Origin of the sequence: Agrobacterium sp. NPDC089420 (genome assembly GCF_044900305.1) — a bacterium.
In the GTDB taxonomy this organism is placed as follows: domain Bacteria; phylum Pseudomonadota; class Alphaproteobacteria; order Rhizobiales; family Rhizobiaceae; genus Agrobacterium.
Window position 1 is genome coordinate 266,812 of sequence record NZ_JBJDMY010000002.1, and the last position, 19,855, is coordinate 286,666.

A 19,855-nucleotide genomic window follows, 5' to 3' on the forward strand; every position below is an offset into this window, starting at 1 on the left:
GCGGCATTTTGTCACTATTCTGTCGTCAATTAGTGATTTATGACAGGAAAATTCTTTGGTGGCGGAGCGATTCCCCATGGTTGCCGAAATCTTCAATCACGACATTTGTGAAAACAAGGTTGTCATTAATCCTCGTCCTGAGACTGTTCAGGGCAATGAGGGCCTTTTCGGTCGTATCGGCACGCTGGAAACGCGGCTAGCGAAAAATGAGCGCGAGATCGATGCCGCGCAATCCGTGCGTTACCGGGTCTTTGTCGAGGAAATGAAGGCGCGCCTTCCCGCCGATGCGATGCGCCGCAAGCGCGACATCGATGCCTGGGACAGCGTCTGCGACCATCTTCTCGTCCTCGACAAGGCGATCGAAGGTGACAGCGAGGACCAGATCGTCGGCACCTACCGTCTGCTGCGGCAGGAAACGGCGCTCGCCAATAACGGCTTCTATTCCGCCAGCGAATTCGATATTGACGGCCTCGTCGCACGCCATCCCGGCAAACGCTTCATGGAGCTTGGCCGCTCCTGCGTGCTGCCGGACTATCGTACCAAGCGTACCGTCGAGCTTCTGTGGCAGGGCAACTGGGCCTATGCCGTCAAGCACCGCATGGACGCCATGATCGGCTGCGCTTCCTTCCCCGGCGTGCAACCGGAAACCCATGCGCTGGCGCTGTCCTTCCTGCATCATAATTGCGTTGCAAAGGGGGAGTGGGCGGCCTCCGCGCTTCCCGAGCTTTACCATGAGATGGATCTGATGCCGGCGGAGGCGCTCAACACCCGCAAGGCGCTGAACGCCATGCCGCCGCTCATCAAGGGCTATATGCGCCTTGGCGCCATGTTCGGCTCCGGCGCCGTGGTGGATCATGCCTTCAACACCACCGACGTTCTGGTGGTCCTGCCGGTTTCCTCCATTGCCGGCCGCTATATCAGCTATTATGGCGGCGAGGCCGAGCGCATCAACGGCTGAGCGGTTTTCGGCGAGACCTTGCTGGATGTTCCTGTGGGCAGCGGTGCCGCGCGTGTTGTCTTGGGGCGGCCATTGCCGCTAGTGTCGGCGCTCGTTTTCCGCAACACGATATGACATCGGCAGGCCATTGACGGACGTTCTGACAACCGCTTCCCTGATCACGGAGGAGAGCCGCGCTTCGGCCACTCCGATGATGGAGCAATATATCGAGATCAAGGCGAACAATCCCGGTTCGCTGCTCTTCTACCGCATGGGCGATTTTTATGAATTGTTCTTTGACGATGCGGTCGAAGCCTCCCGCGCCTTGGGGATCACGCTGACGAAACGCGGCCAGCATATGGGGTATGATATTCCCATGTGCGGCGTCCCCGTCCATGCGGCGGACGACTATCTGCAGAAGCTCATTCTGCGCGGTTATCGCGTCGCCGTCTGCGAGCAGGTGGAAGACCCGGCGGAGGCAAAGAAGCGCGGATCGAAATCGGTGGTTCGCCGCGACGTGGTGCGTCTCGTCACCCCAGGCACGCTAACCGAAGAAAAACTGCTGTCACCGACGGAATCCAATTATCTGATGGCGCTTGCCCGCATCCGCGGCAGTGCCGAGGCGCAGTTCGCACTCGCCTGGATCGATATTTCCACCGGCGTCTTCCGCCTGGCGGAAACCACGCTGACAAGGCTTCTCGCCGATATCTGGCGTATCGATCCGCGTGAGCTGATCGTCGCCGACAGCCTGTTTCATGATGAGGAATTGCGTCCGGTCTTCGATGTGCTGGGCCGTGTGGCCGTGCCGCAGCCGGCCATTCTCTTTGACAGCGCCACGGCGGAAGGGCGTATCGCCCGTTATTTCAACGTCTCGACACTCGATGGATTCGGCACGTTTTCGCGGGTGGAACTGGCTGCTGCTGCTGCTGCTGTCGCTTATGTCGAAAAGACCCAGATTGCCGAACGCCCGCCACTCGGTGCGCCGGAACGCGAAAGTGCCGCCTCCACGCTTTTTATCGATCCCGCCACCCGCGCCAATCTGGAACTGGTGAAGACGCTTTCCGGCGAAAGGGATGGATCGCTGCTGCACGCGCTCAACCGCACGGTCACGGGCGGCGGCGCGCGGCTTCTGGCGGAGCGGCTGATGTCGCCCTTGACCGATCCCGAAAGGATCAATGCCCGCCTCGATGCCGTCGCCTATCTCATCGATGACGTTTCGCTCTGCGACGGCCTGCGGGACGCCTTGAAACAGGTTGCCGATATGCCGCGTGCGCTCTCCCGCCTTGCGTTGGAGCGCGGCGGCCCGCGCGATCTCGGCGCCATCCGGCAGGGGCTGGCTTCGGCGGAACGGATTGCCGTCATTCTCGATCAGGGATTGTTGCCGGATGAGCTGGCGGCGGCGCTTTCGGATTTGAAAGCCCTGCCCGGCGGGCTGGAAGCCATGCTCGGATCGATGCTGGCCGACGATCTGCCGCTTCTGAAGCGCGACGGCGGCTTTTTGCGTGAGGGAGCGAACCCGGAACTCGATGAGGTGCGGGCGCTGCGCGACCAGTCGCGCCGGGTAATTGCCGGGCTGCAGCTGCAATATGCCGACGAGACCGGCATCAAGTCGCTCAAGATCAAGCATAACAATGTTCTCGGTTATTTCATCGAGGTTACGGCTGGCAATGCCGATGTGATGACGGCGACGGATGAGGCCAAGGCGCGTTTCATCCACCGCCAGACCATGGCGGGCGCCATGCGTTTCACCACCACCGAGCTTGCCGATCTCGAAAGCCGTATTGCCAATGCCGCTGCTGAGGCATTGACCATGGAACTGCAAGCCTTCGAGCGTATGGTCAAGGCCGTGGTGCAGCAGGCGGAAGCGATCAAGGCTGGTGCGCTGGCGCTTGCGGTGATCGATGTTGCTGCGAGCCTTGCCTATCTCGCGACCGAACAGGCCTATTGCCGCCCGATCGTCGATGCCTCCATGACCTTTGCAATCCGGGGCGGGCGTCATCCGGTTGTAGAGCAGGCGCTCAGGCGGCAGTCGGCCGGACCCTTCATCGCCAATAATTGCGACCTGTCGGCCGTCGATGGCAGCAAGAACGGTGCGATCTGGCTGCTCACCGGCCCGAACATGGGCGGTAAATCGACCTTCCTGCGCCAGAATGCGCTGATCGCCATCCTCGCCCAGATCGGCTCCTTCGTTCCGGCGGAAGCTGCTCATATCGGCGTTGTCGACCGGTTGTTTTCCCGTGTCGGCGCCTCCGACGATCTGGCGCGCGGCCGCTCCACCTTCATGGTGGAAATGGTGGAGACCGCCGCCATCCTCAATCAGGCGACGGATCGCTCGCTGGTCATTCTGGACGAGATCGGCCGCGGCACGGCAACCTTCGACGGGCTATCGATCGCCTGGGCGGCGGTCGAACATCTGCACGAGGTCAATCGCTGCCGCGGCCTCTTCGCCACCCATTTCCATGAGCTGACCGTGCTGTCGGAAAAACTCGGCCGCCTTTCCAATGCCACGATGCGGGTGAAGGAGTGGGAAGGCGATGTCATCTTCCTGCACGAAGTCGGACCCGGGGCTGCGGATCGTTCCTACGGCATTCAGGTCGCACGGCTTGCAGGACTTCCGGCATCGGTGGTGGAACGCGCCCGCGAGGTTCTGACCAAGCTCGAAGATGCCGACCGCAAGAACCCGGCCAGCCAGTTGATCGACGATCTGCCGCTGTTCCAGATCGCCGTGCGCCGCGAGGAAACCCGCAAGGCCGGGCCATCGAAGGTGGAGGAAGCTCTGAAGGGGTTCAACCCCGATGAAATGACACCACGTGAGGCATTGGACGCGCTCTATGCGTTAAAGAAAGAACTTGGCAAGGCTTAAGGGGATAGACTGCCTGTCCATCGCCTTTAAAACTCGCTATAGGACACTCCCATCGCAAGCGGTGGGATTTCCCACAGGACATGGATACCGGCATAGATGGCCATCAAGGACCTGGATTTTTCCGAAATTCTCGATGTCTCGGCGCTCAGGAGCGACTGCGACGTCATCTTCAGGGAAGACGGCAAGCGCACCGCCGATATCAGGTCCGACCTGTTGCCGCTCTTCCGCAAGGCCAGCACGGAAGGCCGGGAAAAGATCCGCGAATTGCTGAAAGCCGATGGCAGCGGCATTGATTGCGCCCGGCGGATTTCCTGGCTTCAGGATCGGCTGATCGAGATGCTTTACGATCTCGCCTGCCAATATGTCTATCCTAAGGACGCGCCGCAGATCGCGGTCGCCGCGGTTGGCGGTTACGGACGCGGCACTCTGGCGCCCGGATCGGATATCGATCTGCTGTTCCTGCTGCCGGCCAAGAACACGCAGGATATGCACAAGGCCGTGGAGTTCGTGCTCTACCTTCTCTGGGACCTCGGCTTCAAGGTCGGCCACGCCACCCGCACGGTGGACGAGTGCATCCGCCTGTCGAAATCCGACATGACCATCCGTACCGCCATTCTGGAAGTGCGGGCGATCTGCGGCAGGAAATCTCTGACAGACGATCTGGAAAAACGTTTCGAGTCGGAAGTCGTCACCGGCACCGGTCCGGAATTCATCGCCGCCAAGCTGGCCGAGCGCGACCAGCGCCACCGCAAGGCGGGCGATACGCGTTATCTGGTGGAACCGAATGTGAAGGAAGGCAAGGGCGGGTTGCGAGACCTGCACACGCTGTTCTGGATCGCCAAATATTATTACCACGTCCGCGATACGGCCGACCTCGTCAAGCTCGGCGTTCTGTCCAGGTCCGAGTTAAAGCTGTTCGAGAAGGCCGATGATTTTCTCTGGGCCGTCCGTTGCCAGATGCATTTCATCACCGGCAAGGCGGAAGAACGCCTTTCCTTCGATATTCAGCGTGAGATTGCCGATGCGCTGAACTATCAGCCGCGTCCGGGGCTTTCCGCCGTCGAGCGCTTCATGAAACACTATTTCCTCGTGGCGAAGGATGTCGGTGATCTGACCCGCATCGTCTGCGCCGCGCTCGAGGACCGGCAGGCGAAGGATGTACCGGGCCTTTCCGGCGTCCTCAGCCGCTTTGCCCACCGCGTTCGCAAGATTCCCGGTTCGGTGGAATTCGTTGAGGACAGGGGGCGTATCGCGCTGGCCAAGCCTGATGTTTTCAAGAACGACCCGGTCAATCTGATCCGGCTGTTCCACATCGCCGATATCAACAATCTCGAACTGCATCCGGACGCTCTGCGTGTCGTCACCCGCTCGCTGTCGCTCATCAATGACGAACTTCGCGAAAACGAGGAGGCGAACCGGCTTTTCCTGTCGATCTTGACGTCGCGTCGCGATCCGGCGCTGACGCTGCGGCGGATGAACGAAGCCGGCGTGCTCGGCAAGTTCATTCCCGAATTCGGCAAGATCGTCGCGATGATGCAGTTCAACATGTATCATCACTATACGGTGGACGAGCATCTGATCCGCTCGGTGGGCGTGCTGTCGGAAGTGGACAAGGGCACGGCTGTCGATGCCCATCCGCTTGCCAACCAGCTGATGCCGGGGGTTGAAGAGCGCGAGGCGCTTTATGTCGCCGTGCTGCTGCATGATGTCGCCAAGGGCCGGCAGGAAGACCATTCGATTGCCGGGGCGCGTGTCGCCCGCAAGCTCTGCCAACGCTTCCGCCTGACCGGCAAGCAGACCGAAACCGTCGTCTGGCTGATCGAGCAGCATCTTCTGATGTCCATGGTCGCCCAGACGCGCGACCTGCACGACCGCAAGACCATTACCGATTTCGCCGACAAGGTGCAGTCCATGGAGCGGCTGAAGATGCTGCTGATCCTGACCGTCTGCGATATCCGAGCCGTCGGTCCAGGCGTGTGGAACGGCTGGAAGGGGCAATTGCTGCGCTCGCTCTATTACGAGACGGAACTGCTGCTCTCCGGCGGCTTCTCGGAAGTCTCGCGCAAGGAACGGGCGCAGATCGCCCGGCAGGCGCTCTACGACGCCCTTGACGACTGGGGCCAGAAGGCGCGGCGCAAATATACCAAGCTGCATTACGAGCCCTATCTGCTGACGGTCGCATTGGAAGACCAGGTGCGCCACACCCGCTTCATCCGCGAGGCCGACAAGCAGGAAAAGGCGCTGTCGACCATGGTGCGCACCCATTCCTTCCACGCCATCACCGAAATCACCGTGCTGGCGCCCGACCACCCGCGCCTGCTGTCGATCATCACCGGCGCCTGTGCGGCAGCCGGTGCAAACATTGCCGACGCGCAGATTTTCACCACTTCCGACGGACGGGCGCTCGATACGATCCTCATCAACCGCGAATTCCCGATCGACGAGGACGAGATGCGGCGCGGCAACAATGTCGGCAAGCTGATCGAGGAAGTGCTTTCCGGCCGCCAGCGCCTGCCGGAAATGATCGCCACCCGCACCAAGAGCCGCAAGAAGAAAAGCGCTTTCACCATTCCGCCCTCGGTCATCATTTCCAACGGGCTGTCGAACAAGTTCACCGTCATCGAGGTTGAGTGCCTCGACCGGCCGGGCCTGCTGGCGGATATGACGGCCGTCATTGCCGACCTGTCGCTCGACATTCATTCCGCCCGCATCACCACCTTCGGTGAGAAGGTCATCGATACCTTCTATGTCACCGACCTTTTCGGCCAGAAGGTGACGAACGACAACCGGCAGGCCAGCATATCGCAACGCCTGAAGGCGGTGATGAGCGAGCAGGAGGACGAATTGCGCGACCGCATGCCGAACGGCATCATCGCCCACCCAGACGTGGCGGCCCTGCCGGCCGCGCGCACGGCAAAGGCTTGAAACGCCCATGAGTCTGATCGGCAAGTTCGCCACCGTCGGCACCGCCACGCTTGGCAGCCGCATTTTCGGCTTCCTGCGCGAAACCCTGATGGCCGCCGCTGTCGGCACCGGGCCGGTGGCCGACGCCTTCAATGCCGCTTTCCGCTTTCCGAATACCTTCCGGCGGCTTTTTGCCGAAGGCGCCTTCAACTCCGCCTTCGTGCCGCTTTTCGCCAAGGAAATCGAGGCGAACGGCATGGAGGGTGCAAGGCGCTTTTCCGAAGAGGTCTTCGGAGTTCTCTTTACCGTGCTCCTGGCGCTGACGATCCTGATGGAACTGTCGATGCCCTTCATCGTGCGCACGGTGATCGCGCCGGGCTTTCTGGAAGACCCGGTGAAATTCGAAAACACCGTCCACCTCGCCACCATCATGTTCCCCTATCTCGCCTGCATGTCGCTGGCGGCGATGATGGGCGGTATGCTGAACTCGCTGCACCGTTATTTCGCGGCGGCGATTGCCCCGGTTTTCCTCAACATCATCCTCATCGGCGTGCTCGCGCTCGCCTGGTGGAAAGACTACGACCCCCTGGAGGTAGGTTATGCGCTTTCCTGGGGGGTGATGGCGGCGGGCCTGGTGCAGCTCGCCATCGTCTGGATCGCCGTGCGCAATGCCGGCATGCGGATTGGCTTCCGCAGGCCGCGGCTCACCAAGAATGTTCAGCGGCTTCTGGTGCTTGCCCTGCCGGCCGCGATCACCGGCGGCATCACCCAGATCAATCTCCTCATCAACACCAACATTGCCTCCGGTGGTGAGGGCGTGATCTCCTCGCTCGCTTATGCTGACCGGATTTACCAGCTGCCGCTCGGTGTCGTCGGCATTGCCGTTGCCACCGTGCTTCTGCCGGAACTGGCGCGGGCTCTGCGCGGCGGGCATACGGTCGAGGCGGGAAGCCTGCAGAACCGCTCGGTCGAATTCGTATTGTTCCTGACATTGCCGGCCGCCGCCGCCCTTCTCGTCATGGCGGAACCCATCGTGCGTTTTCTCTATGAGCGCGGCAATTTCTCGCCGTCGGCCACCGTTACGGTCGCACAGATCCTCGGCATCTACGGTCTGGGCCTGCCGGCTTTCGTGCTGATCAAGGCCTTCATTCCGGGTTTCTTCGCTCGCGAGGACACACGTACGCCGATGATCTTCGCAGCGATTTCCGTGGTGGTGAATGTCTCCATGGCGCTGACCCTGTTTCCACGCCTGGGCGGTCCGGGCATCGCCATTGCCGAAATCACCGCCGGCTGGGTCAACGCCGCCTTGCTGTTCGGCATGCTCTTGTGGCGCGGTCACTGGCAGCTGGACATTCCGCTGCTCACCCGCATTCCGCGCTTGCTTCTGGCCTCCGCCCTCATGGCGGGCTTTGTGCATTATGCGCTGACCTATCTGAGCTTCGAACTGTCTTCCGCCTCGTCCATCGTCGTGCGGGCGGGAACGATCATGGCTCTCGTCTTCGCGGCCATGCTGGTCTATTTCGTACTGGCCTTCGTTTCGGGCGGCGCCGACATCGGCATGGTCAAGAGGGCCATCCGCAAGCGCGGCAAAAAGAATGTCGGGACGGAGGCGGGCTGATGTCCTTTGCTGAAAACCGCCGCATTGCCCTCATCACCCTGGTGGTCGATGATTACGACCGGGCAAAGGCGTTTTATTGCGGGGTTCTGGGTTTCGAATGCCTCTCCGATCAGCAGCTCGGCGATGGCAAGAGATGGCTGGTGGTCAAACCTCTGGGCAGCGATGGCTGCGCCCTGCTGCTTGCCCAGGCGGACGGTGAGCCGCAACGGCTTGCCATCGGCAACCAGACCGGCGGGCGTGTCGGATTTTTCCTGCATACCGACGATTTTGCCCGCGATTACGAGACGATGCTGGCGCGCGGGGTAAGATTTCTGGAGGAGCCGCGCCTTGAGGTTTACGGTTCTGTCGCGGTTTTTGCCGACCCTTACGGAAATCGCTGGGATCTTCTTCAGCCGCGCAGCTGACATGCCCTGAAAGCGCTTGATCGCAAGGGGCTGCGGGTGCATAAGCGCGCGTGCAATTCCAACCATGGGGCAAGGCCCTCCACCAGCCTTTTCGAGGACGACAATGAACGCATTCAAGCCGCTGGTTTTCTCGGGCGTCCAGCCGACCGGCAATTTGCATCTCGGCAATTATCTCGGCGCCATCCGTAAGTTCGTGGCGCTGCAGGACGATAACGACTGCATCTATTGCGTGGTCGACATGCACGCCATCACCGCCCAGCTCGTTCATTCCGACCTGAAGGCGCAGACCCGCTCCATCGCCGCCGCCTTCATCGCCTCCGGCATCGATCCTGTGAAGCATATCGTCTTCAACCAGTCGGCCGTGCCGCAGCATGCCGAACTGGCCTGGGTGTTCAATTGCGTCGCGCGCATCGGCTGGATGGAGCGCATGACGCAGTTCAAGGACAAGTCGGGCAAGAATGCAGAGCAGGTCTCGCTCGGCCTGCTCGCCTATCCGAGCCTGATGGCCGCCGACATTCTCGTTTATCGCGCCACCCATGTCCCTGTCGGTGACGACCAGAAACAGCATCTGGAACTCGCCCGCGATATCGCCCAGAAATTCAACATCGATTTCGGCGATCATATCCGCAAGGCGGGTCTCGGCCTCGACATTACGGTGGGCGATGAGCCGGTGCACGCCTATTTCCCGATGGTGGAGCCGCTGATCGGCGGTCCGGCGCCGCGCGTGATGTCGTTGAAGGACGGCACCAAGAAGATGTCGAAGTCCGATCCCTCCGATCTGTCGCGCATCAACCTCATGGACGATGTCGACGCGATCTCGAAGAAGATCAAGAAGGCGAAGACCGACCCGGATGCGCTGCCGGGCGAAGTGGAAGGCCTGAAGGGCCGCCCGGAGGCCGAAAACCTCGTCGGCATCTATGCAGCCCTCTCGGACAAGACGAAGGCCGATGTTCTTTCCGAGTTCGGCGGCCAGCAATTTTCGGCCTTCAAGCCGGCCCTGGTCGAGCTTGCCGTGCATGTGCTTGCCCCGGTCAACAACGAGATGCGACGCCTTCTCGATGACCCGACCCATATCGACGCCATCCTCAAGCAGGGCGGCGAGCGGGCGCGCACTATTGCCGAAAAGACGATGAACGAGGTGCGCGATATCATCGGTTTCCTGCGCTGACAGGTTGCTGCCGCGCGGATGCGGCGGGCGGTTTGCGCCTGCCGTGATTTGATATAATCTCCGCCCGAACCGTCGGGCGGTTTGCGGATCACGGCGGACCTAGGGAGTGCGGAATGGTTTCAAAACGGCTATCGCGTCTGGAAGGGCATCGCCGCAAGTTTCTCGCTGTTATCGATGATACACCGGAATGCGAAAGGGCCGTGCATTATGCCGGTCGGCGCGCCAAGAACTCCAATGGCGGGCTGGTGCTGCTTTACATGATCCCGGAAGGCGATTTCCAGCAATGGCTGGGCGTCGAGCAGATCATGCGGGCCGAAGCGCGCGAGGAGGCGGAAGCCACCCTCGCCAAGATCGCTCAGAAAGTGCGCGAAACCATCGGCATCGAGCCGGAGGCGGTGATCCGCGAGGGCAGCGCCACCGAGCAGATTCACGGGCTGATCGAGGAGGACCGTGATATCGCCATTCTCGTGCTGGCGGCAGGCTCGACGAAGGAAGGGCCGGGACCGCTCGTCTCCTCCATCGCCGGACGCGGGGCTGCTTTCCCCATTCCCGTCACCGTGCTGCCGGATACGCTGACGGATGAGGAAATCGACGCGCTCTGCTGATCCCGTTACGGACAAGATTTGAGGGCTGACGATTTCTTGAATGTAATTATCATGTCAGGGCTTGAAGTGAGGCTTCGCCGGGCGTATTTTTTGGAAGAATTCTAAATTGCGGGGCGTGAACGGCGACCTCGAAGGAGACAGATGATGTTCATTCAGACGGAAGCCACGCCGAACCCAACGACCCTGAAGTTCCTGCCGGGCAAGGTGGTGCTGGAAAGCGGGACAGTGGAGTTTCTCAACCCGTCGCAGGCGCAGGCGTCGCCGCTGGCGGAACGTCTCTTCACCATTCCGGGCGTTACCGGCGTTTATTTCGGTTTCGATTTCATCACTGTCACCAAGGACGGTGCGGAATGGCAGCACCTGAAGCCCGCCATTCTGGGCGCGATCATGGAACACTTCATGTCCGGCCGCCCGATCATGGGTACGGCTGTTGCGGCCGAAGTGTCTGATGAAGAAGGCGAGTTCTTCGAGGAGGGCGACGAAACCATTGTCGCCACCATCAAGGAGCTGCTGGAAACCCGCGTCCGTCCCGCCGTGGCGCAGGATGGCGGTGACATCACCTTCCGCGGTTTCCGTGATGGCACGGTGTTCCTGAACATGAAGGGCGCCTGCTCGGGTTGCCCGTCCTCCACCGCCACGCTGAAGCATGGCGTTCAGAACCTGCTTCGCCATTTCGTGCCGGAAGTGCGCGAAGTCGAGGCGGTATGATAGCGTAAGCCGGGCCAAGCCATGATCGTTCTCGCACTTGACACCGCCGGTGTGGATTGCTCCGCCTGCGTGTATGACAGCGCCTCCGACAACGTGCTCGGCGACATCTGTGAAACCATTGGAAAGGGCCATGCCGAAAGGTTGATGGCCGTGACAGACGCTGCCCTGCGACAGGCGCAGCTTCCCCTCCAGAAGGTTGAGCGCATTGCCGTGACCATCGGTCCGGGGTCTTTCACCGGCATCCGCGTCGGTGTCGCCGCCGCACGCGGTTTTGCCCTGTCTCTCGGTGTCGACGCCGTGGGCGTCACGACGCTCGAAACGCTTGGCCTGCACCATCTGCTTGACAATCCCGGCCGGCCCGTGGCCGTCGGGCTGGATGCCAAGCGTGGCGAAGCCTATCTCCAGACATTCGGCGCGGATGGCTTGCCGCTGCGTGAGGCCGCGCTTCTGTCTCTAGAGGACGCCCAAAAGGTCATTGCCGGTTTCAGCGGCGACGTCATCGGTTCCGCCGCGCCGCTTTTTGCGGGGTTGGAGGCCGGTTCTGGGCCGGATCACTTCCCGATCACTTCTGTGGCGCGTGCCGCCGCGCGCAAGCCGGCGGGCCAGCCGAAACCCGCGCCGCTTTATCTGCGCGGGCCGGATGCCCGTCCGCAGACCGGTTTTGCGCTGGCACGTCAGGGCGTTGCCTGATAGGGCATTCGTCAAGACGTGCGAATGATTCCGTGATGCCCGATTCCTGTTATGTTTGACGACTATCTAAGCTGGAAGCCCTATTTCGAGATCGTGCCGATGCAGCATGAGGATTGCGCCGCGGTGGCGGAGCTGCACGCGCTGCGTTTTCCGCGCTCGTGGAATGACGGGGAGTTTTCCGTGCTGTTGACGCAAGGGTCTGTTTTCGGTGCCGTTGCGCGTCAGACCAACGCATTTTTCAGCAAGCCGCTCGGTGGTTTCGTGCTTGCGCGGGAAGTGGCGGGCGAGGCGGAAATCCTCACCATCGCTGTCGCCGACAGGTTCGCGCGCGCCGGTCTCGGCTGGCGCCTGATGCAGTCGGCCACTCGTGAGGCGATGATGCGCGGCGCTGAAACCATATTCCTAGAGGTGGACGGCAGCAACGTTTCCGCCCTCGGGCTTTATAAAAAGCTCGGCTTCAAAACCGTTGCCGAACGCAAGGCCTATTACACCGCCAAGGATGGAACGAAGTCGACGGCGCTTGTCATGCGCCGCGATCTTCGCTAGTTCCCTGCGACAGGCATTTTTTCGGCGAAAGCCGCAAAATTCAACCGGAATACTCAAAAGGCCAGAAGACGTGATAGACCTTTCGAAAACGCTGGAGGAGCTTTGTGCCGAACGCGGCATGCGGATGACGGACCAGCGCCGCGTCATCGCCCGTGTCCTGCAGGAATCGGCCGACCATCCCGATGTCGAGGAGCTCTACCGCCGTTCCTCCGCCGTGGACCCGCGCATCTCGATTTCCACGGTCTACAGGACGGTGAAGCTGTTCGAGGATGCCGGCATCATCGAGCGTCACGATTTTCGCGACGGCCGCTCGCGTTATGAGACCGTGCCCGAGGAACATCACGATCATCTGATCGACCTGAAGAACGGCGTTGTCATCGAATTCCATTCGGCCGAGATCGAGGCCCTTCAGGAAAAGATCGCCCGGGAACACGGCTTCAAGCTCGTGGATCACCGGCTGGAACTTTATGGCGTGCCGTTGAAACCCGGCGAACACTGAGACGCCGGTGAGCAAGCGGACGTTTCACCCATGATGTGGCTGCGGACAGCCTATATTGCGGTCGTTCTGCTGATCGTCACGCTCATATTGCTGCCCCTGCAACTCCTGGGCCTTGCTTTCGACTGGCGGCTACGCCGGCGCATTCCCCGCATCTGGCATCGTGTCGCCTGCCATGTGCTCGGCATCCGCGTGCATGTTCATGGCGAGGTGGAGCGGGCAAAGCCGCTGATGCTGGCGGTCAACCACGCCTCGTGGAAGGACATCCTCGTTTTAGGCAGCATTGCCGACGTGGTGTTCATCGCCAAGACCGAAGTGCGTGACTGGCCGGTTTTCGGCTGGCTTGCCCGGCTGCAGAAAAGCATCTTCGTGCAACGCGAGCAGAAGCGCAGCACCGGCGCGCAGGTGAGCGAGATCGCCAGCCGCATGGCCGACGGCGAGATCGTCGTCCTGTTCCCCGAAGGCACCACCTCTGACGGCAACCGCATGCTGGCCGTGAAATCTTCGCTATTCGGCGCCGCCTCCACCGCCGCTGAACAGGTGCCGGGCAAGCTGGTTTATGTCCAGCCTGTCGCCATCGCCTATACGCGGGTGCATGGCATGGCCATGGGCCGTTACCACCGGGTCATCGCCGCCTGGCCGGGCAGCATCACGCTCGTGCCACATCTGCTCGGCATCATCAGGGCCGGGGCCATCGATGTCGACGTGACTTTCGGCGACAGCGTTCCGTTTCACAGCACGGACAACCGCAAGCGCCTGGCGACCGATATTGCCGCTGCCATCCGTTCCATGCTGGCTTTCAGCCTGCGCGGCGGCTGGCGCAAATAGCGAGATCGTAGCTTTTCCGGCATTTTTCTGTTTAATCTGACCGGGAAAAACACTAGATAGCCGCCATGACCCAGGAAACGCTTGGCCTTGACGCCTCACAAATGATTGCCCGCGAGGGTTCGAACAGCCGCAAGGTTTTTATCAAGACCTATGGCTGTCAGATGAATGTCTACGATTCCGTCCGCATGAGCGATGCGCTGGCGAAGGACGGTTACGTTCAGACGGAAGACATGGGCGAGGCGGATCTGGTTCTGCTGAATACCTGTCATATCCGCGAAAAGGCGGCTGAAAAGGTTTATTCCGCGCTTGGCCGTCTGCGAGACATGAAAAAATCACGCGAGGAGCAGGGCCGCGAATTCATGATCGGCGTCGCCGGCTGCGTGGCGCAGGCGGAAGGCGAGGAAATTCTCCGCCGCGCGCCGGCTGTCGATGTTGTCATCGGCCCGCAGACATATCACCGCCTGCCGGATGCCCTGAAACGCGTGCGCGGCGGCGAGCGTGTCATCGAGACCGAATATGCGGTCGAGGACAAGTTCGAGCATCTGCCGGTCGCGGAAAAATCGACGCTGCGCACACGCGGCGTCACGGCGTTCCTGACGGTGCAGGAGGGCTGCGACAAGTTCTGTACCTTCTGTGTCGTGCCCTACACGCGCGGTTCGGAAGTGTCGCGCCCCGTGCGCCAGATCGTCGACGAGGCGATGAAGCTGGTGGATGCCGGCGTGCGCGAGATCACGCTGCTCGGCCAGAACGTCAATGCCTGGCAGAGCGAAGGCCCGAAGGGCGAAAGATGGGGTCTGGCCGAATTGCTGTACCGGCTGGCGGAGATACCGGGCCTTGCGCGATTGCGCTACACCACCAGCCATCCGCGTGACATGGATGATCGTCTGATCGGCGCGCATCGCGATCTGCGTATCCTGATGCCCTATCTGCATCTGCCGGTGCAATCCGGATCGGATGGCATTCTGAAAGCGATGAACCGCCGTCATACGGGCCAGGAATATCTCCAGCTCATCGAAAAAATCCGCGCTGCCCGCCCTGATATCGCCATGTCGGGGGACTTTATTGTCGGCTTCCCCGGCGAGACCGATCGCGATTTCGAAGATACGATGGCGATGGTCGAGACGGTGAAATATGCGCAGGCCTTCTCGTTCAAATATTCCACCCGGCCCGGCACGCCGGGCGCCGATCTCACCGATCAGGTTGCGGAAGAGGTGAAGGCCGAGCGGCTGGAACGATTGCAGGCCCTGTTGCTGCGGCAGCAGAAGGAATTTGCGGAATCGCTGGTCGGAAAGACGATGGATGTGTTGCTGGAAAAGCCCGGCCGCATGCCTGGACAGTTGATAGGTCGCTCTCCCTGGCTGCAATCCGTGAATCTTGATGCAAAGACTTTGAAAATCGGTGACATTGTTCATGTACGAATCACCGCAACGGGTCCAAACAGCTTGTTTGCCGAGGTGGCAGGGAGTTAGAGTGAGGAGCCGACACTGATTGGGACAGGAGCCTGACCGCTTGAACGCACACGAATTGGTATCAAATTCATCGCGCCAGCCACGCCAAGCCGCGACCGACGCCAATCACTTCGTCCTCACGTTCGAGAATAACAGGATAGCGGGAGAGCTATTCGGTCAGTTCGATCAGAACCTGAAGCTTCTGGAGCAGCGCCTCAATATCGATGCGCGTCCCCGTGGCAATTCCGTCGCCATCACCGGCGACGTCGTGGCCACCAATCAGGCTCGCCGGGCGCTGGATTTCCTCTACGAGCGGCTGCTCAAGGGCGGAACCGCCGAGGTTTCCGATGTCGAAGGGGCGATCCGCATGGCCATGGCCGCAGACGACCAGCTGACCTTGCCGACGATGGAACGCAAGGCGAAGATTTCCATGGCGCAGATTTCCACCCGCAAGAAGACCATCGCCGCCCGTACGCCGACGCAGGACGTCTATATGCGGGCGCTGGAGCAATCCGAACTGGTTTTCGGCGTCGGCCCCGCCGGCACCGGCAAGACCTATCTCGCCGTCGCGCATGCCGCGCAGCTTCTGGAACGCGGCGCGGTTGACCGCATCATCCTGTCACGTCCTGCAGTGGAAGCGGGCGAGCGTCTGGGCTTCCTGCCCGGCGACATGAAGGAAAAGGTCGATCCCTATCTGCGTCCGCTCTACGACGCGCTTTATGACATGATGCCGGGTGACAAGGTGGAGCGCGCCATTCAGGCGGGCGTCATCGAAATTGCACCGCTCGCCTTCATGCGCGGTCGCACGCTCGCCAACGCCGCCGTCATTCTGGACGAAGCCCAGAACACCACGACGATGCAGATGAAGATGTTTCTTACCCGTCTCGGCGAAAACGGCCGCATGATCGTGACCGGCGACCCGAGCCAGGTGGACCTGCCGCGCGGCGTGAAATCCGGTCTTGTCGAGGCCCTGCAAATCCTCGGTGATGTTGAAGGTGTGTCCGTCGTGCGCTTCAAGGATGTCGATGTCGTGCGTCATCCGATGGTGGCACGCATCGTCCGGGCTTACGAATCCCACACGGCAGTGCCGGATGAGAGCCTCGTGAAGGGCAACTGACGCAGACGATGGCAGCTCTGGATATACAAATCAGCGTCGAGGCAGAAGGCTGGTCCTCGGAAGAGGACCTGTTCGCCTTTGCCACCAGGATTCTGGATGCCGCGGTTGATTTTCTGAAGCGGGAGGAGGAGCAACCCTTCCCGAAAATGCCGGTGGAACTGTCGCTGGTCTTCACCGACGATGAAAATATCCGGGAAATCAACGCCGAGTGGCGCGACAAGGACAAGGCGACCAATGTCTTGTCTTTCCCCGCTTTTCCGCTGGAACCGGGCGGAATGCCCGGCCCGATGCTGGGCGATATCGTCATTGCGCGCGAGACGGTTGAACGCGAGGCCCTTGAACTTGAGAAGAGTTTCGGGGATCATCTGACCCATCTCCTCGTGCATGGGTTCCTGCATTTGTTCGGTTATGACCACATGGACGAGGAAGAAGCCGAAGAAATGGAGTCGCTTGAGACTCGCATTTTGGCGGTGCTTGGCCTATCTGATCCTTACGCGGGTCAGGAACCGCTTTGAATATTGTCTGGAGCCATGAACGAACATTCTGCACGACCTGCCAATGAGGGCAGAGAAAACGGCGAGCAGTCCTCTTCGGAGGAGGGCAGTAGTCATTTACGTCAGGACTACAATGCAAAGCCGAGATCGACGATCTGGTCGCGCATTGCGCGGCTGCTGAAGCCGTCACAGGGCGAGCGCCTGCGCGAGGATTTGACCGACGCGCTGATGGACGACACCGAAATCGGTGCGGCCTTTTCGCCCGAAGAACGGGCGATGCTGAACAATATCCTGCGTTTCCGGGAGGTACGGGTCGAAGATATCATGATCCCGCGAGTGGATATTGACGGTCTCGACCAGAACATGACGATTGGTGATGCGCTTATCCTGTTTGAGGAAACCGGCCGTTCCCGCATGCCGATCTATGACGAGACGCTGGATAATCCGAAGGGCATGATCCATATCCGCGACCTGCTTGCCTATGTCGCCAAACAGGCCCGCAACAAGCGTCGGGCCGGGTCGCGCAGCGTCGCTTATGGCGAAGCGAAGGCACCCCGTTCGCCAAGGCCGAATTTCGACCTGGCGCGGGTTGATCTGGAACAGACCCTCGCCGATGCGGGGCTGGTGCGCAAGATCCTGTTCGCGCCGCCCTCCATGCTGGCCTCAGACCTCCTGAAGACCATGCAGGCCCAGCGAACGCAGCTTGCTCTTGTGATCGACGAATATGGCGGCACGGATGGTCTCGTCAGCCACGAGGATATCGTCGAGATGGTCGTGGGCGATATCGATGACGAGCACGACAAGGATGAGGCGATGTTCTCGCGTCTTTCTGCCGATGTGCTCGTGGCGGATGCCCGCGCCGAACTCACGGAACTGGCCGAGGCGATCGGCCCGGAATTCGATGTCCGGGAGCATCTGGAAGAAATCGATACTCTCGGCGGCCTCATCTTTTTTGCGCTCGGCCGCATTCCGGCCAAGGGCGAGGTGGTCCGGGCCGTGCCCGGTTTCGAGTTCCAGATCCTCGATGCGGATACACGGCGCATCAAGGGCGTGCGCATCGTGCGCGACCACGGCTCGGAAGGGCAGGATGACCGCGCTCCCGGTGATGCCGCGGCCAATGGGGTGATCGCACTGCCGGCGCCGGATGTCCGCCTCATCACGCACCAGCAGAATGCCGACTGAATGCGACCGACGGGGATCGATACCCGTCGGTTCGCTTCTTCAGTGTCGGGCCTGCACAGCCTTGAATGCTGATGACGACCAATCAGGAACGCGCCCGGTCATAGGGCGCGCGCTAGTCCTGTGGACTGCGAATCTTTTTTCCTTTACGTCGGGTCTGAGGGAAAATTCCGTGGCGCGGTCTTGCCGTCAGCGGATTTTTCCGGACGCGCATAAAACGGAGATGGCATGGAGCGTCTTGCAGGCAGGGTAATGCTGGCCGGCGGCAAAAGCCGCGCAGTCATGGCGATTGCCGCAGGCGCGGTCGGCGCGCTGGCTTTGCCTCCATTCGGTTTTTTTGCGGCGTTGTTTCTCTCTTTCACGCTGCTTGTCTGGCTGGTGGATGGCTGCACCGGCAGGCCGGGCGGCGGCGTTTTCAGCCGCATCATGCCCGCTTTCGGCATCGGCTGGTGTTTCGGGCTCGGTTATTTCGTGGCGGGCCTTTGGTGGCTGGGCAATGCCCTTTTGCTGGAAGCCGATGAATTTGCCTGGGCGCTGCCGCTCGCCATTCTCGGCCTGCCGGCTTTTTTGGCGCTGTTTTACGGTTTTGCCGTTGCCGCGGCCAATATCGTCTGGTCCGATGGTCTTGGCCGTATCGCCGCGCTGGCCGCCGCATTCGGCTTTTCGGAATGGCTGCGCAGTTTTCTCGCAACCGGCTTTCCCTGGAACGCCATCGGTTATGGCATCATGCCCATCCCGGTCATGATGCAGTCCGCGCATCTGCTCGGACTTTTCAGTGTGACCACGCTTGCGGTTTTCATCTTCGCCGCGCCGGCGCTGATCGGGACGAAAAAGGGCATGGGGGCAGGCCTCATCCTGGCGGGCCTGCTGCTAGCAGGCCATTTCGGCTATGGTTTCTATCGCCTTCAGGCGCCGGTGCAGACGGCGGCGGATGCGCTGACCGTCAGGATCGTGCAGCCGTCCATCGACCAGTCTCGCAAGATGCTGAACGCCGACCGGGCGGAGATATTCGGCGAGCACCTTCGCCTCACGGCCCTGCCGCCCGGCGAAGGGCAAAAGCGCCCCGATATCATCGTCTGGCCGGAAACCTCGGTGCCTTTCATCCTCACCCAGAACCCGGATGCGCTGGGTGAAATTGCGAAAACACTGGAGGACGGCCAGGTCCTGTTCACCGGCGCCGTCAGAATGGAGGATGCCGGCGCGGGGCGGCCGCCGCGTTATTACAATTCGGTTTATGCGATCGACAGTCAGGGCGAGATCATCGGCGCAACCGACAAGGTGCATCTGACCCCCTTTGGAGAATATGTTCCTTTTGAGAATATCCTGCGGGAGTTCGGCATCGACAATGTCATCGCCCTTCCCGGCGGTTTTTCGGCCGCCTCGTCGCGCACGCCGCTGACATTGCCCTCCGGCAAGACCTTTTATCCCCTGATCTGTTACGAGATCATTTTCCCGGGTGAGATGACGTCGGGCCTTGCGGGTTCTGCGGCAATCCTCAACGTGACGAATGACGGCTGGTTTGGTGACACGCCCGGCCCCTATCAGCATTTTCTGCAGGCGAGAATCCGCGCCGTTGAAACGGGCGTACCGGTGATTCGCGGCGCGAATACCGGGATTTCAGCCGTCATAGACCCCTATGGTCGCATTATCGCCGGGCTGGATTACGGCCGGGTTGGAATTGTTGACGCCACCTTGAGTGGTGGGTCAAACGACGCATTTACTTACGACACACATCGGACGTATTTCTGGTTGATTTTTTCAATCATGCTGATCGTTGCGGTATTTCCTGCCTGGAGTTTTGCTCGGCGCCAGAATTGACCGGGAACTCCTGCAATTGCATAGTGAATACG

At 60.9% G+C, this 19,855-nt stretch carries 17 protein-coding genes; all 17 read left to right on the forward strand.

Annotated features, from left to right (window positions below):
- Window positions 1–76: 76 nt before the first annotated feature.
- Window positions 77–958, forward strand: a complete 882-nt coding sequence (locus ACI2KA_RS03905; RefSeq protein ID WP_404499730.1) for a GNAT family N-acetyltransferase — start codon at window positions 77–79, stop codon at window positions 956–958.
- Window positions 959–1,085: 127 nt separating this feature from the next.
- Window positions 1,086–3,800, forward strand: coding sequence for a DNA mismatch repair protein MutS (gene mutS / locus ACI2KA_RS03910; RefSeq protein WP_404499402.1), 2,715 nt, complete (start codon window positions 1,086–1,088; stop codon window positions 3,798–3,800).
- Window positions 3,801–3,896: 96 nt separating this feature from the next.
- The gene (locus ACI2KA_RS03915; RefSeq protein WP_404499404.1) at window positions 3,897–6,725 is read left to right on the forward strand and encodes a [protein-PII] uridylyltransferase; all 2,829 of its coding nucleotides are present in this window, start codon (window positions 3,897–3,899) and stop codon (window positions 6,723–6,725) included.
- Window positions 6,726–6,732: 7 nt separating this feature from the next.
- On the forward strand, window positions 6,733–8,322 hold the full coding sequence (murJ, locus tag ACI2KA_RS03920) for a murein biosynthesis integral membrane protein MurJ (protein WP_404499405.1): 1,590 nt from the start codon (window positions 6,733–6,735) through the stop codon (window positions 8,320–8,322).
- Window positions 8,322–8,726, forward strand: a complete 405-nt coding sequence (locus ACI2KA_RS03925) for a VOC family protein (RefSeq protein WP_404499407.1) — start codon at window positions 8,322–8,324, stop codon at window positions 8,724–8,726. Before murJ ends, ACI2KA_RS03925 begins: the two co-directional genes overlap by 1 nt.
- Window positions 8,727–8,829: 103 nt before the next feature.
- Window positions 8,830–9,894, forward strand: coding sequence for a tryptophan--tRNA ligase (gene trpS, locus ACI2KA_RS03930; RefSeq protein ID WP_404499409.1), 1,065 nt, complete (start codon window positions 8,830–8,832; stop codon window positions 9,892–9,894).
- A 113-nt stretch (window positions 9,895–10,007) separates the two neighbouring features.
- Entirely contained in the window at window positions 10,008–10,499 is a 492-nt protein-coding gene (locus ACI2KA_RS03935) for a universal stress protein (protein ID WP_080826728.1), read from the forward strand.
- A gap of 144 nt (window positions 10,500–10,643) precedes the next feature.
- Window positions 10,644–11,207, forward strand: coding sequence for a NifU family protein (locus tag ACI2KA_RS03940; protein ID WP_404499411.1), 564 nt, complete (start codon window positions 10,644–10,646; stop codon window positions 11,205–11,207).
- 21 nt (window positions 11,208–11,228) lie between these two features.
- Complete coding sequence (gene tsaB / locus ACI2KA_RS03945) at window positions 11,229–11,897, forward strand: tRNA (adenosine(37)-N6)-threonylcarbamoyltransferase complex dimerization subunit type 1 TsaB (RefSeq protein ID WP_404499413.1); 669 nt, start codon at window positions 11,229–11,231, stop codon at window positions 11,895–11,897.
- A 51-nt stretch (window positions 11,898–11,948) separates the two neighbouring features.
- Window positions 11,949–12,443: a GNAT family N-acetyltransferase gene (locus ACI2KA_RS03950; protein ID WP_404499415.1), complete on the forward strand. Its 495-nt coding sequence runs from the start codon at window positions 11,949–11,951 to the stop codon at window positions 12,441–12,443.
- Window positions 12,444–12,513: 70 nt separating this feature from the next.
- The gene (locus tag ACI2KA_RS03955; protein ID WP_065114719.1) at window positions 12,514–12,942 is read left to right on the forward strand and encodes a Fur family transcriptional regulator; all 429 of its coding nucleotides are present in this window, start codon (window positions 12,514–12,516) and stop codon (window positions 12,940–12,942) included.
- Between the two features lie 30 nt (window positions 12,943–12,972).
- On the forward strand, window positions 12,973–13,767 hold the full coding sequence (locus ACI2KA_RS03960) for a lysophospholipid acyltransferase family protein (protein WP_404499417.1): 795 nt from the start codon (window positions 12,973–12,975) through the stop codon (window positions 13,765–13,767).
- 65 nt (window positions 13,768–13,832) lie between these two features.
- Window positions 13,833–15,236 (forward strand): tRNA (N6-isopentenyl adenosine(37)-C2)-methylthiotransferase MiaB, encoded by a 1,404-nt coding sequence (gene miaB, locus ACI2KA_RS03965; RefSeq protein ID WP_404499419.1) that lies wholly within the window; start codon window positions 13,833–13,835, stop codon window positions 15,234–15,236.
- A gap of 40 nt (window positions 15,237–15,276) precedes the next feature.
- Window positions 15,277–16,332 carry a PhoH family protein gene (locus tag ACI2KA_RS03970; protein ID WP_080818056.1) on the forward strand — a complete coding sequence of 352 codons (1,056 nt, stop codon included), beginning with the start codon at window positions 15,277–15,279 and terminating at the stop codon, window positions 16,330–16,332.
- 8 nt (window positions 16,333–16,340) lie between these two features.
- Window positions 16,341–16,847: an rRNA maturation RNase YbeY gene (gene ybeY, locus ACI2KA_RS03975; protein WP_404499421.1), complete on the forward strand. Its 507-nt coding sequence runs from the start codon at window positions 16,341–16,343 to the stop codon at window positions 16,845–16,847.
- Between the two features lie 15 nt (window positions 16,848–16,862).
- The gene (locus ACI2KA_RS03980) at window positions 16,863–18,008 is read left to right on the forward strand and encodes a hemolysin family protein (RefSeq protein ID WP_404499423.1); all 1,146 of its coding nucleotides are present in this window, start codon (window positions 16,863–16,865) and stop codon (window positions 18,006–18,008) included.
- A gap of 225 nt (window positions 18,009–18,233) precedes the next feature.
- Window positions 18,234–19,823 (forward strand): apolipoprotein N-acyltransferase, encoded by a 1,590-nt coding sequence (lnt, locus tag ACI2KA_RS03985; protein ID WP_404499425.1) that lies wholly within the window; start codon window positions 18,234–18,236, stop codon window positions 19,821–19,823.
- Window positions 19,824–19,855 lie beyond the last annotated feature (32 nt).

What these genes read in the sequence shown, in the direction of transcription:
- ACI2KA_RS03905 (WP_404499730.1), top strand. Translation starts at nt 77, where the DNA reads ATGGTTGCCGAAATCTTCAATCACGACATTTGTGAAAACAAGGTTGTC.
- ACI2KA_RS03915 (WP_404499404.1), top strand. Translation starts at nt 3,897, where the DNA reads ATGGCCATCAAGGACCTGGATTTTTCCGAAATTCTCGATGTCTCGGCG.
- murJ (WP_404499405.1), top strand. Translation starts at nt 6,733, where the DNA reads ATGAGTCTGATCGGCAAGTTCGCCACCGTCGGCACCGCCACGCTTGGC.
- ACI2KA_RS03925 (WP_404499407.1), top strand. Translation starts at nt 8,322, where the DNA reads ATGTCCTTTGCTGAAAACCGCCGCATTGCCCTCATCACCCTGGTGGTC.
- trpS (WP_404499409.1), top strand. Translation starts at nt 8,830, where the DNA reads ATGAACGCATTCAAGCCGCTGGTTTTCTCGGGCGTCCAGCCGACCGGC.
- ACI2KA_RS03935 (WP_080826728.1), top strand. Translation starts at nt 10,008, where the DNA reads ATGGTTTCAAAACGGCTATCGCGTCTGGAAGGGCATCGCCGCAAGTTT.
- ACI2KA_RS03940 (WP_404499411.1), top strand. Translation starts at nt 10,644, where the DNA reads ATGTTCATTCAGACGGAAGCCACGCCGAACCCAACGACCCTGAAGTTC.
- tsaB (WP_404499413.1), top strand. Translation starts at nt 11,229, where the DNA reads ATGATCGTTCTCGCACTTGACACCGCCGGTGTGGATTGCTCCGCCTGC.
- ACI2KA_RS03950 (WP_404499415.1), top strand. Translation starts at nt 11,949, where the DNA reads ATGTTTGACGACTATCTAAGCTGGAAGCCCTATTTCGAGATCGTGCCG.
- ACI2KA_RS03960 (WP_404499417.1), top strand. Translation starts at nt 12,973, where the DNA reads ATGATGTGGCTGCGGACAGCCTATATTGCGGTCGTTCTGCTGATCGTC.
- miaB (WP_404499419.1), top strand. Translation starts at nt 13,833, where the DNA reads ATGACCCAGGAAACGCTTGGCCTTGACGCCTCACAAATGATTGCCCGC.
- ybeY (WP_404499421.1), top strand. Translation starts at nt 16,341, where the DNA reads ATGGCAGCTCTGGATATACAAATCAGCGTCGAGGCAGAAGGCTGGTCC.
- ACI2KA_RS03980 (WP_404499423.1), top strand. Translation starts at nt 16,863, where the DNA reads ATGAACGAACATTCTGCACGACCTGCCAATGAGGGCAGAGAAAACGGC.
- lnt (WP_404499425.1), top strand. Translation starts at nt 18,234, where the DNA reads ATGGAGCGTCTTGCAGGCAGGGTAATGCTGGCCGGCGGCAAAAGCCGC.